General features: G+C 46.2%; 15 protein-coding genes. 4 read left to right on the plus strand and 11 right to left on the minus strand.

Annotated features, from left to right (window positions below; genetic code table 11):
- Positions 1 to 51: 51 nt before the first annotated feature.
- From mmsB to MKY92_RS22705, 6 genes are all read right to left on the minus strand, one after another.
- Entirely contained in the window at positions 52 to 1,215 is a 1,164-nt protein-coding gene (gene mmsB / locus MKY92_RS22680; protein WP_036674453.1) for a multiple monosaccharide ABC transporter permease, read from the minus strand.
- Positions 1,184 to 2,749 (minus strand): multiple monosaccharide ABC transporter ATP-binding protein, encoded by a 1,566-nt coding sequence (mmsA, locus tag MKY92_RS22685; RefSeq protein ID WP_339301886.1) that lies wholly within the window; start codon positions 2,747 to 2,749, stop codon positions 1,184 to 1,186. The genes mmsB and mmsA overlap by 32 nt, the downstream gene beginning before the upstream one ends.
- Before the next feature lie 21 nt (positions 2,750 to 2,770).
- Positions 2,771 to 3,856, minus strand: a complete 1,086-nt coding sequence (gene chvE, locus MKY92_RS22690; protein WP_339297737.1) for a multiple monosaccharide ABC transporter substrate-binding protein — start codon at positions 3,854 to 3,856, stop codon at positions 2,771 to 2,773.
- A gap of 317 nt (positions 3,857 to 4,173) precedes the next feature.
- Positions 4,174 to 5,424, minus strand: coding sequence for a response regulator (locus MKY92_RS22695; RefSeq protein ID WP_339301888.1), 1,251 nt, complete (start codon positions 5,422 to 5,424; stop codon positions 4,174 to 4,176).
- Between the two features lie 56 nt (positions 5,425 to 5,480).
- Positions 5,481 to 7,349, minus strand: a complete 1,869-nt coding sequence (locus tag MKY92_RS22700; RefSeq protein WP_339297738.1) for a sensor histidine kinase — start codon at positions 7,347 to 7,349, stop codon at positions 5,481 to 5,483.
- 91 nt (positions 7,350 to 7,440) lie between these two features.
- Positions 7,441 to 8,448 carry a substrate-binding domain-containing protein gene (locus MKY92_RS22705; protein WP_237177005.1) on the minus strand — a complete coding sequence of 336 codons (1,008 nt, stop codon included), beginning with the start codon at positions 8,446 to 8,448 and terminating at the stop codon, positions 7,441 to 7,443.
- A 206-nt stretch (positions 8,449 to 8,654) separates the two neighbouring features.
- Here MKY92_RS22705 and MKY92_RS22710 point away from each other — a divergent pair, with 206 nt between their 5' ends.
- Both MKY92_RS22710 and MKY92_RS22715 read left to right on the plus strand, forming a co-directional pair.
- Entirely contained in the window at positions 8,655 to 9,236 is a 582-nt protein-coding gene (locus MKY92_RS22710) for a LysE family transporter (protein WP_047844006.1), read from the plus strand.
- Between the two features lie 19 nt (positions 9,237 to 9,255).
- Entirely contained in the window at positions 9,256 to 10,041 is a 786-nt protein-coding gene (locus tag MKY92_RS22715) for an AraC family transcriptional regulator (protein ID WP_339297739.1), read from the plus strand.
- Between the two features lie 226 nt (positions 10,042 to 10,267).
- Here MKY92_RS22715 and MKY92_RS22720 read toward each other — a convergent pair whose 3' ends face one another.
- Positions 10,268 to 10,840: a hypothetical protein gene (locus MKY92_RS22720; protein ID WP_339297740.1), complete on the minus strand. Its 573-nt coding sequence runs from the start codon at positions 10,838 to 10,840 to the stop codon at positions 10,268 to 10,270.
- A 168-nt stretch (positions 10,841 to 11,008) separates the two neighbouring features.
- Between MKY92_RS22720 and MKY92_RS22725 the strand changes: the two genes are divergently transcribed.
- The gene (locus MKY92_RS22725; protein WP_339301889.1) at positions 11,009 to 11,674 is read left to right on the plus strand and encodes a phosphatase PAP2 family protein; all 666 of its coding nucleotides are present in this window, start codon (positions 11,009 to 11,011) and stop codon (positions 11,672 to 11,674) included.
- Between the two features lie 88 nt (positions 11,675 to 11,762).
- Here the strand turns inward: MKY92_RS22725 and MKY92_RS22730 are convergent, their stop codons facing one another.
- The 4 genes from MKY92_RS22730 to MKY92_RS22745 all read right to left on the minus strand — a co-directional run bounded on the left by MKY92_RS22730 (position 11,763) and on the right by MKY92_RS22745 (position 17,132).
- Positions 11,763 to 12,869: a Ger(x)C family spore germination protein gene (locus tag MKY92_RS22730; RefSeq protein ID WP_339297741.1), complete on the minus strand. Its 1,107-nt coding sequence runs from the start codon at positions 12,867 to 12,869 to the stop codon at positions 11,763 to 11,765.
- Positions 12,870 to 12,874: 5 nt separating this feature from the next.
- Positions 12,875 to 14,374 (minus strand): spore germination protein, encoded by a 1,500-nt coding sequence (locus MKY92_RS22735; protein WP_339297742.1) that lies wholly within the window; start codon positions 14,372 to 14,374, stop codon positions 12,875 to 12,877.
- Positions 14,371 to 15,489 (minus strand): GerAB/ArcD/ProY family transporter, encoded by a 1,119-nt coding sequence (locus tag MKY92_RS22740; RefSeq protein WP_339297743.1) that lies wholly within the window; start codon positions 15,487 to 15,489, stop codon positions 14,371 to 14,373. Before MKY92_RS22740 ends, MKY92_RS22735 begins: the two co-directional genes overlap by 4 nt.
- A 209-nt stretch (positions 15,490 to 15,698) precedes the next feature.
- Complete coding sequence (locus tag MKY92_RS22745) at positions 15,699 to 17,132, minus strand: glycoside hydrolase family 1 protein (protein WP_339297744.1); 1,434 nt, start codon at positions 17,130 to 17,132, stop codon at positions 15,699 to 15,701.
- A 370-nt stretch (positions 17,133 to 17,502) separates the two neighbouring features.
- Between MKY92_RS22745 and MKY92_RS22750 the strand changes: the two genes are divergently transcribed.
- A complete protein-coding gene (locus MKY92_RS22750) occupies positions 17,503 to 18,420 on the plus strand; it encodes a YafY family protein (RefSeq protein ID WP_339297745.1) in 918 nt (305 codons plus the stop codon).
- Positions 18,421 to 18,425: the final 5 nt, after the last annotated feature.

An 18,425-nucleotide genomic window follows, 5' to 3' on the forward strand; every position in this document is an offset into this window, starting at 1 on the left:
AACAGACCTGATCCTGATGAGATCAAGGTCTGTTTTTCATTTTATCAAGTTTTACGCTGATCTTTTATTTTTATTATAGATATCAAACGCTACAGCGAGCAGCAGTACCAATCCCTTAATCCCCTGTTGCCAGTCAATACCGAGACCAATCAGGGACATCCCGTTATTCAGCACACCCATAACCAAACCACCGATGATGGCACCAAATACGGTACCTATACCCCCTGAAGCGGAAGCACCACCGATGAAGCAGGCCGCAATGGCATCCAGCTCGAAGTTAGTACCCGCTCTTGGCGTAGCCGCATTCAGACGTGCGGCGAAGATCAACCCGGATACTGCGGCAAGTGTACCCATGTTCACGAAAACCCAGAAGGTTACCTTTTTTGTTTTGACCCCAGACAGACCTGCGGCCTTCTCATTACCTCCAAGCGCATACACATGCCGTCCCATGACAGTACGATTCATAACGAAGGAGTACACAACGATCAGGACAAAGAGCAGGACCAGGATATTCGGAATACCTGCATAACTTGCGAGTACAAACGTAAACAGATTTGTCACAACAGCCACCACAATCAACTTGAGCAAAAACAGTCCCTGTGACACAACCTCGAATCCATATTTTCGCTGGGAACGGCGTTCCCGCAGTTCATTGACAATGTACCAGACGGTGAGCACAAGACCCACAATGATCGATACCAGACCGAAACCTGAGAATTGAATGTCCGCCAGGAAGCCCGAGCTTATTTTCTGGAAACCACCCGGGAAAGGAGAAATCGATTGCCCCTCCAGGACAATCATCGTTAAGCCGCGGAATAGCAACATGCCTGCCAGCGTCACGATAAATGCCGGAATCCGCACATAGGCGATCCAGAAGCCTTGCCATGCACCGATCAAAGCCCCAACCAACAAGGAAGCGATGACTGCAAGCCAAGCCGGAAGCTGCCAATCAACCATCATAATCGCAGCAACGGCACCAACAAAGGCTGCAATGGAACCAACAGACAGGTCAATATGCCCGGTAATGATGACCAGCACCATTCCGATCGCCAGCACCAGAATGTAGCTGTTCTGCAAAATCAAATTCGTAATATTAATCGGCTTGAGCAACAGCCCGCCTGTAAGTACCTCGAACAAGAGCATAATCACTACCAGGGCAATAATCATGCCGTATTGACGGATATTATTTTTGAACAGTTTTGTTATCATTTCCATGCTTGCCGCCTCCAGACTTGGTCATATATCTCATCAACGTTTCCTGCGATGCTTGTTCCCGGCTGACTTCACCGGTGATTCGCCCGGCATTCATCACATAGATCCGGTCACACAGGCCAAGAACCTCCGGAAGCTCGGATGAGATTACCAGTACACCCTTGCCTTCAGCAGCAAGCCGATGAATGATCGTATAGATTTCGAATTTCGCTCCCACATCAATACCGCGGGTAGGTTCATCCAGGATAAGGATATCCGGTCCGGCAAAAATCCATTTGCTGAGCACCACTTTTTGCTGGTTGCCTCCACTCAGATTACCGGTCTTCTGCAAAATACTTGGTGCTTTGATGTTCATGCTTTTTTTCATCTTTTCCGCCACCAGTACTTCTTCACGCTCGTTCACTACTGCGTTTCGCGTCAGCTTGCTCAGACCCGTTAAGGAAATATTGCGCTTGATGTCATCCATCAGAATGAGTCCGTATTCCTTGCGGTCTTCTGTCACATAAGCAAACCCGTTCTGAATAGCCTCTGTGACAGTATTGTTGTGGATCGGTTTACCATTCTTAATGAGTTGACCCGAAATATTCCGGCCATAGGATTTGCCAAAGATACTCATGGCAAGCTCGGTACGCCCAGCGCCCATCAGCCCGGCAATACCTACAATCTCACCACGTCTGATATTCATATGGATCTGATCCAGTACTTTCCGCTCGGCATGATGTTCGTGATATACCGTCCAGTCCTTTACCTCAAGGATAACTTCACCAATGGTCGCATGACGCTCCGGATAACGGCTGGTGAGATCACGTCCTACCATTCCGCTAATAATCCGGTCCTCCGTCACTTTTTCCTTCTTCATATCCAATGTCTCAATTGTCTTGCCATCCCGTAAAATGGTCACGGAATCAGATACCTTGGATACCTCATTCAGCTTGTGTGAGATCAGGATACAGGCGATGCCTTGTTTCTTGAATTCCAGCATCAATTGCAGCAGGTTTTCACTGTCGTCCTCGTTCAACGCAGCGGTTGGCTCATCCAGAATAAGCAGCCGCACCTTTTTGGAGAGCGCTTTCGCAATTTCGACCAGTTGCTGCTTGCCTACCCCGATGCTGGATACCAGCGTGTTTGGATTTTCGCTCAGTCCCACCTTCGAGAGCAGTTCCCGTGTACCTACAAAAGTTTCCTTCCAGTTGACAATGCCTCTGTTGGCACGTTCATTGCCCAGATATATATTTTCCGCAATCGAAAGGTAGGGAATCAGGGCCAACTCCTGATGGATAATGACGATCCCCAGATCCTCGCTCTGCTTAATATCCTTGAACTCACACTTTTTGCCCTGAAATAAAATGTCGCCTTCATACGTGCCATGTGGATATACACCACTCAACACCTTCATCAACGTAGATTTACCTGCGCCATTTTCACCACATATGGAATGAATCTCGCCTTCACGGACTTTCAGATTGACATTTTCCAGCGCTTTGACGCCAGGAAAGGTTTTGGTGATGTTTTTCATTTCCAGAATGATTCCGGCCATGGGATGTGCTCCTTCCATTTATTATTTCAGTCCGATTTCTTCCTTCGTGTAATACTTGGTACCAACGATATCTTGCTCCACATTTGTACGATCCACGGAGATGGGATCCAAGAGATACGCCGGAACAACCTCAATACCGTTGTTATATGATGTTGTATCATTAACTTCCGCCTGTTTTCCTTGCAAAATGCTATTGGCCATCTCTACCGTCTTCTCCGCTAGCTTCCGCGTATCCTTGAACACCGTCTGCGTCTGTTCCCCGGCCACAATCGACTTGATCGAGGCAAGTTCGGCATCCTGTCCTGTAATAACGGGCAGCGGTTTGTTCGAAGTACCGTAACCAATCCCTTTCAAGGATGAGATGATACCAATACTGATTCCATCATAAGGAGATAATACTGCATCTAGATTATCACCCGAGTAATAAGCACTCAGCAGGTTATCCATCCGTGACTGGGCCAGTGCCCCGTCCCAGCGCAAGGTCGCAATCTGGGCCATCGTCATCTGCTTGCTGCGTACCACCAGTTTGCCAGAATCGATGTACGGCTTTAGGACAGACATCGCACCGTCGAAGAAGAAGTAGGCGTTATTATCATCAGGAGAGCCGCCAAACAGCTCAATGTTATACGGTCCTTTTCCATCCTTGAGCCCAAGCTTTTGTTCGATGTAGGAGGCTTGAAGCACACCCACCTTAAAATTGTCGAACGTGGCATAATAGGTTAAATAAGGCGTATTGCGAATGAGCCGATCATACGAGATCACTTGTATCCCTTCGTCATGCGCTTTCTTGATTACATCCGTTAATGTGTTGCCATCCACGGACGCGATGACCATCACATCCACACCTTTGGTGATCATGTTTTCAATCTGTGAAATCTGATTTTCGACCACATCCTCAGCATACTGAAGATCGGTTTTGTACCCCTGCTCCTGAAACAGACGGACCATGTTCTCCCCGTCGCCTACCCATCGCTCTGATGATTTGGTTGGCATCGATATACCGACATATCCCTTCTCCTTGCTGCCTGGACCACTCTCTGCCAGATTGCAGGCCGAGAGCATCAAAGTCATCACCAGAAACAAGATGAGCATTGCTCCTTTTTTCATATGAAGTTCCCCTTTCCTCACGTCATACGGTTCTGAATGAGTTATAAGATAACGCTTACAATACATGTAGTGCATCCTGTTGCTTGCTGTTCCTGTCTGAGACTAATGGTAGCATTCGAGATGCCGCAAGGTCTTTGCACGTTTTGAACCTTTTTTATAAAAATTTAACTTTTGATGGAAACGCTTAAAGTACAATTGTGACCCATGAGATACCATTCCAGAGACAAAAAAAGGACATGCTCCACTTCGCTTCACACGAAGTAGAACATATCCATCTCACTCATCACACGTCTGAATGAACAACTGTAATACGATATTTAATTCGCGGAAGGATGATAAGCCGTTCCCCCGTTCTTTCGATACTGCACTGGCGAAATGCCCATTGTTTTCTTAAATGCAGTGCTGAAATAATGCTGGGTATCATAACCTACACGCTCAGCTATGGTGTGGATCGGCAGTGTTGTTGAGTCTAATAACTGTATCGCCTTGCGAATGCGAGCATGCGTGACAAGCGTGACAAAGGAATCATTCAGCTCTTTCTTCAGCACACGGCTAAGATATACGGCAGATACTTGTAGACGGGAAGCAAGCGATTCCAGGGTCAGTTCCCGCTCGGCATACTCTTCGTGAATAAGTTGTCTTGCACGGCGAACCAGAGGGGACAACTGCACTTCCCCGTACACCCGTTCACGGCAATGACGGTACGTATCCGGCGTTTCTTCCAGTGTCCCTGTATGTGTCTCCACATGAGCATGAATGGCAATATTCAGGCAAGAACTGATCTGCTGTTCCAGAAGGGGCTCTATTTCTTCAGGAGCTTCCTGCCACAGACACATGCCGATCAACCCGCTTACGTCCCGAAACAGGACATGCGGCAGGTCCCCCAGCAGTTCACTGATTATATTTTCCACTGCAAACAGAAACAACTGACGATCATTCTCTCTCAGTATCGTCTGACGAGCTTCAGCGGCGGGCCAGCGAACGACCCCGACCTGCACAGGTGGGGCGGCGGGCAACCGCAAAAACACAAGCTGCTCCGTCAAATTTCTTCCCTCAGCCTGCCCCTCCAGCCATTCCAGCATAAATCGCTGGCGAAGCAACGGGATATTACGTTCAATCTGATGAGCTGCCTGTTGTACATATGCCGTCCTCTGGTGCTCTTCAGTAAGTCGCTGATGCAATCGCTCAAGTGCAGCATGTAATTGTTCTGCTTGCACAGGCTTTAAGATGTAATCCTCTACGCCAAGACGAACCGCCTCCTGCGCATATGCAAATTCATCATGTCCCGAGATGATCAGGTAACGACAGCCCGGGCACTTCTGCTGAAGGGCACGGATTAGTTCGATTCCGTTCAGGAATGGCATATTCATGTCAACGAGAACAATATCCACCCCCAAGTCAGCCGCCCGTTCCAGCGCTTCCTCGCCATCTTCCGCTTCACCAACAACCTCCATCCCAAGCGTTGTCCAGTCAATGGCATCTCGAATCCCCTCACGAATGATCGGTTCATCATCAGCGATGAGCACGCGGTATTTCTTCGCCACATGGCTATCCGGCGTAATCTCCATTACTGTGGTTGATGCGGATGTCTCATCTGTTTCAGTGGAAGTTGTCACGGTCGATTTTATGAATTTTCCCATTCACTCTCCTGCCTCTCTTCGTTATTGATTTGCTTGGTTGGTGGGAGCTCTCGCATCAACGGATGAATGATGGTCACACTAGTCCCTTCGCCTTCCCGGCTCTCCAGCACAATACCGTATTCATCGCCAAAGGACAGCCGGAGACGGGCCTGCACATTCAACATTCCATAACTTTTGCCTGTCGTCCCAGGCGAAGACGCTTCCAAACTGGCCAAAGGAGCTTCGAGCAGATGCTGCATCTCGGCAAGCCGTTCGTTGGACATGCCTGCTCCATTATCCTGAACGGTCAGCAGCAGTCTGTTATGTTCCAATCTGGCCTCCACCCGAATGTGTCCCGGCCCACGCCTGCCCTTGATTCCATGATAGATTGCATTCTCTATCAGGGGCTGAAGTAGCAGCTTTAACACAAAAAGGTCCCGCAGTTCCTCTGGAATATTCAATGTATACTGAAGACGATCGCGGTATCGTGTCTGCTGAATTTGCATATAGCTGGTCATATGCTCAATCTCGGAATGCAGCGGAATGTAATCCTGTCCTTTACTAAGCCCTATACGAAATAATCGAGATAACGCACCAACCATGCCGGATACATCTTCTGCACCCTCTTTGCGTGCCATCCAATGAATTGTATCCAAGGTATTGTACAAAAAGTGTGGTTTGATATGCTCCTGCAAACTTCGCATTTCAGCGTCGCGTTTCTGCCGCTCCCGCAATTCATTAAGTGATATCAGTTGTCGAATCTGTACCAGCATTCGGTTATAACTGTTGCCAAGCATGCCAATCTCGTCAGCCCGGTCGCTCCAGCGACCTGGTCTGAGATTGCCGGTCTCCGCCCTGCGCATATAGGACATGAGCCGGAAAATGGGCTGAGCAATGGAACGGGAGAACCATAAAGAGGCGCTCAGGCCAAACAAACACACCACAAATACAAAGCTAACCACGTAAAACTGGATTTGGCGTACTTCGGATATCGAGTCTCTCGTGGGAAATACCCCTACCGTTCTCCAACCCGTAAAGGTAGACGACTGATACATGAATAATAACGTTCCACCTTCTGTATCGGCGGTAAATGTTCCACTCTCACCGGAGGGGAACCAGTCTGTGGGAATGTGTTCTATTAGCGGGTGCTCCGGCTTATATACACTTTGACCTTCTGCATCCGTCACCATCACATAACCGGATTTCCCCAAGGTTACATTACGGGCAGCCTGAGAGACGGACCTTAGTTTAAGATCAATCATAATAACACCCCGCACACGTCCTGACACTTCATCCGTTATGGAACGTGCAACCGATACAATCTCATCATCCTTGTACCGTACATGTGTCGTGAGATTACGCTCTTTCGGCTGACCCAACACCATGAAGATGCCCGGATTGGCCGAAGCTTTTTGATACCAATTTTCCTGAATCAGGCTCTGTTCCGCTCGGGGATACATCTCGTTGCTAATATAGTCACCACTTGCATTGACGAGAACAATCCCGGCGATTTCAGGATACAATGTTGTGAATCCCTGCAAGGTTTGTTTGATACCATATAACCGATTTTGCTCCGTTTCGGTAATTGTGTCCATGGTCATCGGTTCGATGCCTGCATCATCATTCGGTGGCATTTTGTCGTTCAAAAAAGCCTCAATATCCGGGTCAAATGCAATCAGATAGGTCATATTCTGCAAATTCTCCATTTTGCTGTTCAGAGCTTCATTCACTTTGCCAATCAGTTGCATGGTATGCCCTTCAACCTGTCGCTCAACTACCCGCTCCACCGTCCAGTTCACAAGCAACCCAAGCCCTACGGAAGGTACAATGGCAAATAGCAGAAAAAGCAGCATCAGCTGGTACCGAAGGGGCATATTACGCAAGCGTAAACGCCGAATCCCATTCTTAAAAGTTGAGAGAATTGCTCTCCTGCTCCAAGGCCTTGGACTCTTGAAATCCTCCTTGTTATTTGGCATAGTAATCATCCACATCCGAGCGTGTCACCACAGAGATCCCTGTGTCCACCATCACGGGAAGCGGTGCATTTTCACCGGATGAGGATGGAGCAGGAACCGTTAACTGGTGATGCAGATGGAACAGATATTGGAGCGACCAATATCCCATATTCCAGGTTCCCTGTGCAATTGTAGCTGAGATCGTACCGTTCTTGATCATGTCCAATGTAGCCTTATTTGTATCAAACGAAATAATCTGCAATGGATGTCTGTCCCCGGCAGTTTGAACGGCTTCCCCCGCCCCTGCTCCTCCGGTGGCTTCAGTCACAAAGATACCCGCCAGCTCGGGATGTTCCTTCATCATTCTCTGTGTTTCGTCTCTGGATACCATCGCATCACCGTGTCCGTCTGCAACTTCAACAATCTGCATGGAAGGGTATCTCTCCTTGATCGTATCGCGGAAGCCCTTCGTGCGCTCTTCATGATTTTGTTGTCCGGGCAAGGTTAATACCGCGACCTCTCCCTCACGACCCAGAAGTTCAGCCATTTTATCAGCAGCTATTACACCTGACTTGTAATTATCTGTCCCAAGAAAAGAATAGGCCTGGCTAGCAGGTGCATCCGCGTCAAATAATACAACAGGGATATCTGCGTCGATTGCCTTGTTAATCGCTGGAACTAACGATTGAGGATCGATTGCAGATATAGCAATGCCCGCGGGTTTACGAGCGATAGCCTGCTCGATCACCATGGTCTGCTCCTTCGCATCATACCGGGTAGCCCCGCGATATTCTACGGTCACGCCAAGCGCATCCGCGGCATCCTCGAAGCCTTTGAGTGGGCTCTTCCAATACTCCAGCCCGGACTGGAATGTAATCATGATATACGTCTCTCCGATATCACCGCGCAGCCCCCGGTCCTCCCAAGAACTGTTTACTTGACTGGTGTATTCGAATCTCAACACATACAACGCAAATGCTGAGATTAGCAAAATATAGACTAGCAGCATTTTCTTCATTACGTTCACTTCCTCAAGTGGTCAGATCATCTTGTGCTTCGTTTAAATTGTAAACGCAATCATAAAAAAAGAAAACTACCCCTTATCTTTTATACGGAAGCCCCTATTGCTACCCGTGTGCCTGCTGCAATAATGTACTATATGGTTTTTCCCTCTGGACGTATGATCATGGAACTAAACTACAACCAGAGGAGAGCATCATCCTTATGAATCTTGCATCTTTTTTAATCTACTGCATCGTCGTAACATTTACCCCCGGCCCCAGCAATATCGTAATTCTTTCTTCTACACAGATCGTTGGCGCACGAAAAACAATGCACTATGTATGGGGAGCTACGCTGGCATTTGGTCTGCTGCTTACCGCCTCAGCTTTTCTTAATCAGCTTCTTGCGGGAGTGTTACCCGGAATTCTGAAGGTGATGCAGATTGTCGGCGGCCTGTACATGGTGTATCTGGCGTACCAGATCTACAAGATGGGTACCACCGAGGATGCACCGAAACAAGTTACCGGATTCTGGAACGGTTTCATCATGCAATTTGTGAATCCAAAGGTCGTCTTGTTTACTTTCACTGTCATTCCAAGTTATGTATTGCCCTTTTATCAAAGTTTATTTTCTTCGTTCCTGTTCGTGCTGCTCATTACCTTCATTGGTTTTCTGGCCTATTCCAGTTGGGTTGTTTTTGGCACGGTTTTCAGAACGTTGCTGAATCGCCACCAAAAATTACTGAGTATTCTCATGGCACTTTTTTTGTTATACTCAGCCATTATAGTATCCGGATTAATCTAAAGCTTGGGAGGTGTGCTGCATGGAACGGTTTAACTATAAAAAGTCGCAAGACGTGCTGGCACTATCCGCCAGCTTTACTGATTTTGCATACAAAAAACATTGCCACGAGGAGTATGCGGTTGGCGTAACCCTGCGTGGCATTCAACAATATAACCTGGACGGACAATATCAGGCGTCTCACCAAAATGGTGTCATGTTGTTTAACCGTGAACAGTCCCATGATGGAAGCTCCTATGATAAGGCTGGCATTGACTATGTGATGCTGTATTTGAAGCCGGAATTGGTAGAGGAGATTATCGGCAAAAAGGAATTGCGTTTTGGAAGTCCCATCGTCTATGATCCCGAGCTTGCACGTAAGATCCTGATGCTGAACGACGCCGTCCAACTCAGACAGGACGAAGCCGAGTGCAGCGAACGAGTCTTCGATCTGGTTCACCTGCTGGCTCAGAAGGAGATGGACACCAAGCTCTGGTTGCCTCAGGACAACCTGGTCCGCAAAGCCAAGGAAATCATGTTTTGCAGCACCGAAGATGTGCTCAAGCTGGACAACCTAAGCGCCGAATTTGGCATGTCCAAGTTTCAATTTATCCGTGAATTCAAGGCACATGCAGGCATATCCCCCTACCAGTTTTTCCTGAACTGCAAGGTAGAGCGTGCCCGTCAATCCATCGAAACACACAAGGACGTCTATGCTGCTGTTGCCGATTGTGGATTTGTCGATCTGACCCATCTGAACCGACATTTCAAACGGGTATTTGGTGTCACGGCTTATGAATACATGTTGCAACTGAACTATAAAAGATGAACTAAAGAATATACACTGGCCACTCCGATGACAGAATAACCTTCTGATCGCTGTTATCCCCAGATTTTTTTGATCCCTTTTTATAAAGGGAAAATCCGGGGATAGCGTATGCTTCCGATGCAGCTTTCTTTCAGAAAGCTTTTAGGCGAACGCTCCACTTCTTCAGGTTCTTTCTGTCCTCTCCGTTTTGTGTAAATGTTTAGTTTAATTTATATCAGACCTGCAATCAGATTCTTTTCTTTCGTCTCCAGACCCACACAACTGCCAATGCTGCTAATAAAATGACTGCACCGTATATGAAGAGATAGAAAGGCCCACTTCGCCCTTCGTTGGGTTCTCCAAAATCTTCTTTACTTACAACCTTTCCCGCGCCCAGCAATTTCAAGTCGTCTCCGGCTTGTTCCATAGGAACATTGCCACTGCACAGATTCGTATGCAGCCTGTTGTCTTGTTCATCCAGACTGGCAAAGATCAGGTAGGACTGATTCTTTTCAAATTGAATGCCACAGGAGTCAGACCCTCCGTCCTTCCCCACAATTTTCATCTTTTTGGCACTGACTCCCTTCCATGCAGTATCTACATCAAAGGTATACTCTCTTAAGATGCCATCATGCTTCGATTGCTGAGAATCGCCTTTCTTTACTACTTTTCCTGTAAATACCGTGGTATACGTTTCCAAACTCTCTTGAACATCACTCTCGACACAACTGCAAGCATACACTTTCTCTCCGGGAAATAGAGCTAACCCTGACATAACCAACAGTAAGACCAACATGCACATCACCAACCGTCGTTTCATTCCGCCCACTCCCATATTAGATTCTCTGCTCAAACAACCGTGTTAAGATTACATATTTTTATTGCTGCAATATTTATTGTAAAATTATAGCACAATACCAATATGGCTATGATCGCATTCGCAGACACAACCTACAAAATCAAACATCACGGAGGAACTCAACATTTGATGCACAATTGGAAAAAGTATATCTCATTCCCGCTGCTCGTTGCAGCGTTATGCATGATCGCCTTTATAAGCATCGCCCTGTCCATTAGCGACAACCAGATTCATCGATTTGATGATACCTTAATCGGCTGGGTTCAGGGGTTGGAATCCCCTGGTATGACACAATTCATGCACCTTTTTACCTGGATCGGCAGCGAAATGCCTGTGGTCTTCATTACCATCATCGCCATGATTGTGTTATACGTTTGCCTGCGACACAAACGCGAACTGCTCTTTCTGGCTTGCGTGCTCCTAGGTTCAACCCTGTTAAACGCATTGCTCAAGCTGGTATTCCAGCGTGCCAGACCTACCATTAACCGGATCATTGAAGTGAGCGGTTACAGCTTCCCCAGTGGGCATTCCATGGCAGCATTTAGCCTGTACGGTGGACTGGCCTTTCTAATCTGGAAACATGTACCCACCGTCACTGGACGTGTGCTGATGATTGTTGCCAGCGCCGTATTTATACTGACCATTGGGATAAGTCGTATCTACTTGGGGGTGCATTATCCAAGTGATATCGTCGGCGGATACTTCTTGAGTGGTTGCTGGCTCTCCACATGCATATGGTTTTATCGGCGGCATTTGGAGCGCATGTCCCAATTGCATTCCAGAAGACTGGCCTAGGCGGCTCGCTATTGTACTACACCAAGAAATACCCGGCTATCCTTCAGTTAAGGAAAGCCGGGTATTTCTTGGTGTTAAATGTCCTATCTTATTCTTGAATCCCATCCTGTATGAGGTGCAAATCCACATGTAAGCGAATATCCATGGCAGAATAGTTCTTGTAGAATGTCTGGCTATTCCATTGACGGGTACGGCTTTTCACATAATCTCCGAAGCCTACAGGGTCCACATGTTCGGATTGAAATTTCTGAACCAGTCGATTGATTTTTGCTTCCATATGTTGTTGGATCTCACGCTCCAGAGCTTTCATATCTTTGCCTGATAAGAGAAAGTCATTTTGTGAGTCTTTAATGATGGAAGCACTGATCCGAATGCTCGTATCCAAAGTCTCGGACTGTGGATCAGAAGACCGATGCTTTACGGATGAAGACAAAATTTTAAGCAATGCATAGTGAGGTTCTTTCGGAACGGATTGTGTCAAGTTAGGAACATCTGTGATAGGCACCAGAAACTTTCCGTTTTTAGCGTTTTCTGTCAGCAATTTCAAGCATAACCCCTCATCCTCATTGATCTGAAGCGTTGCGATTTCACCCCTAAATATGACCAACCCATCCAGTTCAATTTTCTGTTGTTCATTAAGGGCGAGCCTTGGAAGATAAATATCCTGACCCTTGCTAAAATACTGGAATAACGTCTGATGCAAGCTTGAATGAGGTAGATTTGCATAATTGGCATTTTGCTCGATCAATTTCATCAGATATAACGGATCTTGAAAAGGCATGGATGCTTTAATAATATCCAGCGCCTTGCCTTCAGCAACCGCAAGCTGCATCCGTCTGGACACCTTTGTATTGTGAGACAGAATATGTAAAATATTCCGAATTCCATGGCGTGCATATGTTTCCCCGAGTACCATCACTCTCAACTGACCGTATTCAATAGGTTCCTTCGACTGCATATTCATCCTTGACACAACGTCAAAGTTATTTGATGAATCGATCTCCATCAATCTAACATCACTTTTGTCTTTGTCGCTATACTCCCCAATCAGCACACTGTTATGGATGTGGTTGTCTTGCAGATCGTATGCGGAAGTCAGAACAAGACTGATCTTGTTAATGATACTGGTATCTTTACAGGAACTGAGGAGAAATATGACCATTAAAATCAACAGGATTCTGCCTATACGGTTCATACTAATCACTCCTCGTCCAGACGATTTGTTCGATGCATTTTACCTGGCTTATAACGAATGAAAGAGAGTGGCCTCAAATAACTCGGACGGGTATTCGTCTGTTCATAGGATGCCCGAATTAGACTGTCTTTGAGATCATTGAACCGCATCGGGAAGAATGGCGACATGTATGGTGAACCTAAGGACTTCAAACGCGACAGATGAACCAGCAGAAAACAAAGTCCAATTGCAATGCCTAACGCCCCCCAGAGTGAAGCTAGCAGAATAATTGGAAATCGTAAAAAGCGAATGGCATTCGACATTTTATAGATCGGTGTGACAAATGAAGCTAGCGCAGACAAGGACACAATAATAATTAATACATTACTTGTGAGAGCAGCTTCTACAGCAGCTTGTCCCAGAATAATGCCCCCCACTACGCCTAGTGTTTGTCCGATACGATTAGGTAGTCTCGCTCCGGCTTCCCGCAAAAATTCAATCGTCGTTTCCAGAAATATTGCTTCAAAAAGAGGCGGAAAAGGTACACTTTGCCTGGTCGAAATCAATTTGCCCAAAAGCTCTTTAGGCACAACTTCGTAGTGAAATGTCATTAAGGCAACATATAGCGCCGAGGCGAATAGGGAGAAAATTACCCCAAAGATGCGGATCAGGCGAAAAAAGGAACCCAGCGCCCAAGGCAGATAATAATCCTCCGGAGAGACAAAGAAATCAAACAACGTCGATGGGCCTGTTATAAAAGAGGGAGAGCCATCACTAATCACCGCCACCTGGCCTGTTATGAGCGCATAGATAACTCTGTCCCTGCGTTCCGTTGTCGTAAATAACGGAAAAGGCGTGAACGAATTATCTGCAATCAATTGATCCAATTGTGAGGTATCAAATACAACATCAAAATCAATAGCCTTCAGTCTTTCTTCCATCCTCGTCACGTTGTCAGGATTGACGATGCCTTCTACATAGAGAATGGCCACTTTGGACTGGGACAAGGACCCGATCGTTATTTCCTTTACAATCAGATTGGTTGTTCGCAGCTGCATGCGAATCAAATGCAGATTCACTGGCAAAGATTCCACAAAACCGACTTTGGGACCTATTACACTGAACTCATTCTCCGTATCATTATTACTCCGAATCCCCTCCTTGCCTGTCATGGGAACAAGAATGATCTCCTGTTCATGAGTAAGGCATCGAATCAGCAGACTGCCTTGAAGAAGAGCTTGCAACACTTCATCACTCTGATCCGAAACTTTCAGTTCTTCCAGAGGGATATGAGTTATCAGATCGTGCAAACTCACTACTGTGTCAATAGCAGTTTGCTCTTGCAACGCATGAATTACAATTTCCAGCAAATGACTGTCTATCAGCGTTTTATAATAGCAAAATTCGAGTGGCAAACTGCCGATGGTTATATCACGGGTCATGAAATCATCGGAACGACCACAGGCTGCAAGCACATCCGTAATGGACTCCAATCTTTGCTCTTGAGTATGGGCAGATAAGTTCATTCTTCATCTCCTTTGTCCGCGTTATTTGTGGTGTCCTTCGTGGGGGAGAACTGACCCTGATTGATTCGGAACAAGGAAAATAGAAAAAGAAGCGGAAGATACATATAGATCAACACTTCTCCGATTCGCATATACAACTCTGTCATCATCTCAATCTGGTTGGTATCTCTAATGATCAAGATTAAAATCACGAAGATTACCACAGCGAACTTCAGGCCCAGGGTGGGTCTGATCGACCTCTCTAATTTCAGACAATGACAGGCCGCCCAGAGCCCCAGCGTAATAATCGCTAACATTTTCAATAACCAGAAAGACAAGACCAGATACTCCATGCGTTGGATCAAGGGCATTTCGATAATACTGATCAGATTGAGTGTGGGCCACAGATGCTCTTTCATTTGTCCGTGACTGAAGAACATAAAGGCAAATGTGAAAAAAACCAAGTACACCACTGTGGCGGTAATGACTGCAGCATAAGCCCATTTAATCGAACGTTCGGGTGTTCGGATAAAGGGATAAACGACCAGCAGAATACCGCAGCCGATAAATTCGTGGAGCATATCCCGTGTTGAAAGCCAGATGGAGGAGGCATCATGATCCAAAATCGGCAGCAAATTGCGAGGATGTAAATAGGATGACACCAGAAAAATTTGTGGAAAAACAAGCACGAGAATGAACAGGGTTCCCCAAAGACACATACCTGTTACCGACTGTATCCCGCCAGCCACGCAATAGTAGGCTATTACCAATATTGCCAGACTGATTAACCAAGTATTTTGGGTAGGCAGAACCCATAATTGAACAATATGAACATAGGAAAGGAAGGCCACAGAAGAACCCAGCACAAAGTACAACATAAAAATCCAGTTGATGATGGAGCCTGCGTACCTGCCCCAATAGCGTTGATTGATGTGTACAAGCGTAGCTTGGGTCGGGGATTGGCGTCCCAGCAAAACATACATCATTTTAATAACTCCGGCTACAATAAAAGAGGCAATCACAATGCTGATCCAACCATCGTTCTCTGCCCCGTGAAGCATCTTATATTGAAAATTCATCAAACCAACACTGACCAAACTGACATATAACACAAAAAATATATGAATGGGCGACATATTGTAGCGGTTCCCAGACGCGTCCACAGAAATCTCACCTTTCTAAAATCAGTTATCAACGATTCCACATTGTCCGTAAAGTAGATTTAAAATATCATAGTTAAGTAGTCACTTTAGTTCAGTATGTAAATAAATCTGCATTTTATGCACCACAATACAAAAACCCGCCTGTCCCATGCATAGGAACAAGCGGGTATTGATTTATGCAATTATAATTCTTCACCATTGGATTCAATGACTTTTTTGTACCAGTGGAAACTCTTCTTCGGTGTTCTGCTCAAGTCTCCGTTACCGTCGTTGTCCTTGTTGACATGAATGAAGCCATAACGCTTCTTCATCTCTCCAGTGGATGCACTAACCAGGTCGATACATCCCCACATCGTGTAGGCGATCAAATCTACGCCGTCAGCTACCGCTTCTTTCATCTGTTCAATGTGACCTTTCAGATAATCAATGCGATAGTCATCCTGAATGGAGCCGTCTTCCTCTACCACATCGACAGCACCCAGACCGTTCTCCACCACCATCAGTGGAATCTGATAACGATCATACAGATGATTCAACGTGTAACGCAGTCCTTTTGGATCAATCTGCCAACCCCAGTCCGAAGCTTCGAGATATGGATTTTTGATACCGCCCAGCAGATTACCTTCTGCTCTCTCAAGGGACTCGTCCGCACTTTCAACCAACGACATATAATAACTGAAGGAGTAGAAGTCTACGCAGCCTTCACGCAAGGTCTGCTCGTCTCCCGGTTGCATCTCGATCTGGATACCTTCTTCGGCGAAGAAACGTTTGGCGAATCCAGGATATGCTCCACGAACCTGTACATCACCGCAGATCATATTGGAGATTTGGTCTTTCTTCTGTGCAAGCAACATGTCGTCCGGGTTACATGTGTTTGGATAGGTTGTCATGAAAGCGACCATACAACCGATCTGGAAATCAGGGTTAATCTCATGTCCCAGCTTCACCGCTTTAGCACTTGCGACAAATTGGTGATGCAGTGCCTGGAAACGAGTCTGTGGATTATCGATTCCATCCGTCAATGCCTCTTTGCCTTCCAACAAGATACCGGCGCCCATATAAGCACCCATCGGCATTGTCAAAATGTTGATTTCGTTGAACGTCAGCCAGTATTTCACTTGATCCTTGTAACGGTTGAACAGGGTTGTACAATAGCGGATATAACAATCGATGACTTCACGGGAAGCCCAACCGTTATACTTCTGTGTCAGACCGAATGGCGTTTCATAATGGGATATCGTTACGAGCGGCTCAATATTGTACTTTTTCAACTCGGCAAAAACATTATCGTAGAACTGCAATCCCTCTTCGTTTGGCTCCAGATCGTAACCGTTCGGATAGATCCGGGACCAGTTGATGGACATGCGGAACATTTTGAAGCCCATCTCTGCCATCATCGCGATATCTTCTTTGTAATGTCCGTAAAAATCAACCGCTTCATGGCTCGGATAATACGTGCCCTCTTCCAGTACAGGTGTAATCCGGCGTGGAATCGTGTGGGTTCCCCCTGTCATCATGTCCGACGTGCTTGGCCCCTTGCCACCTTGGTTCCATCCACCCTCGAATTGATTGGCAGCCGTAGCGCCACCCCAGTAAAATCCTTCTTTCATTGTCATGACAATTCCTCCTTCATATTTAACTCATATCGATATAAAGTGCTTGATATTACGCAAGTAGCCGTTCCGGTCACGAATCGTTCTTCTGATCGCTGTTATCCTCGGATTTCTTTTATTCTTATTTCTAAATGGAAAAAAACCGATGATAGCGTTTGCTTCCGAAGTAGCTTTCTTACAGAAAGCTTTTAGGCGAACACTTCGTTTCGTCAGAATCGGTATCGTCCCCTTCACTACTTCGCAATAAATGAAGAACAAATTATAAAACTGAGTCAAAATGTCTTGGTAAGACTTTTACCCCAGTGTACCACCCATACCCTGACACCTATTGTCATGGTATAATCAGAGCATGGAAAATAACCGACTATTTCGAATGTTGCTTTTGTTATTGGAGAAAAAGAAAGCCACTGCACCAGAACTCGCCCGTATGTTCGAGATTTCTGTACGCACGGTGTACCGCGATATCGACCGGCTGAGCGCTGCGGGCATCCCCGTCTATACAACGACCGGCAAGCATGGCGGTATCCATCTGATGGACAACTATGTCATGGACAAGTCCCTGTTGTCGGAAGAAGACCAGAACGAAATTTTGATGGGACTATACAGCATCAGTGCAATCCCACACCTTAATAGTGCTCATATGCTGCAACGGTTAACCGCTCTGTTTGATCACAAGCTGGATTGGATCGAATTCAATTTCTCACCATGGGGCAGTATCCCCCTGCAAGAGAGAGAATTGTTCAATCAGGTGAAACAAGCCATACTAACAAATCAACTGATTACGTTTCATTATGTTAATTCGGATGGCGAGAAAAGCATGCCGACTGTGGAGCCACAGAAGCTTATTTTCAAAAACAGTACATGGTACTTCAAAGGCTACATTCATGATGATCCTGATCGTAAAGAATTCGAGACATTTAAGATGAAACGGATCACCCAGTTGACTTTTCTGGCGAGAAAACACGATCACTCTGTTACTGCCGGATCAAACGATCCTGAATCAGAGGCAGCTCCTGTCCTGATTCCTCTTACACTCTCGTTCTCCAGCAATATTGCATACCGAGTACATGATTTTTTCGAACCGTCCCTCATTAAAAAAGAGCCTGATGGCAGGCTCCGTGTGTCTCTCGAACTGAATGTAGGGGAATGGCTGTACTCCTTCCTGTTGTCGTTTGGTTCCGAGCTGACCGTAATCGAGCCTGTTCATGTTGGACAGGAATTGCTCAGACGTCATATCAAAGCCGTTGAACATTTGCAGAACGTCATGAACAAACTTCCCAACAATGAATGATATAA

The organism is Paenibacillus sp. FSL R5-0623, from assembly GCF_037974265.1.
In the GTDB taxonomy this organism is placed as follows: Bacteria; Bacillota; Bacilli; order Paenibacillales; family Paenibacillaceae; genus Paenibacillus.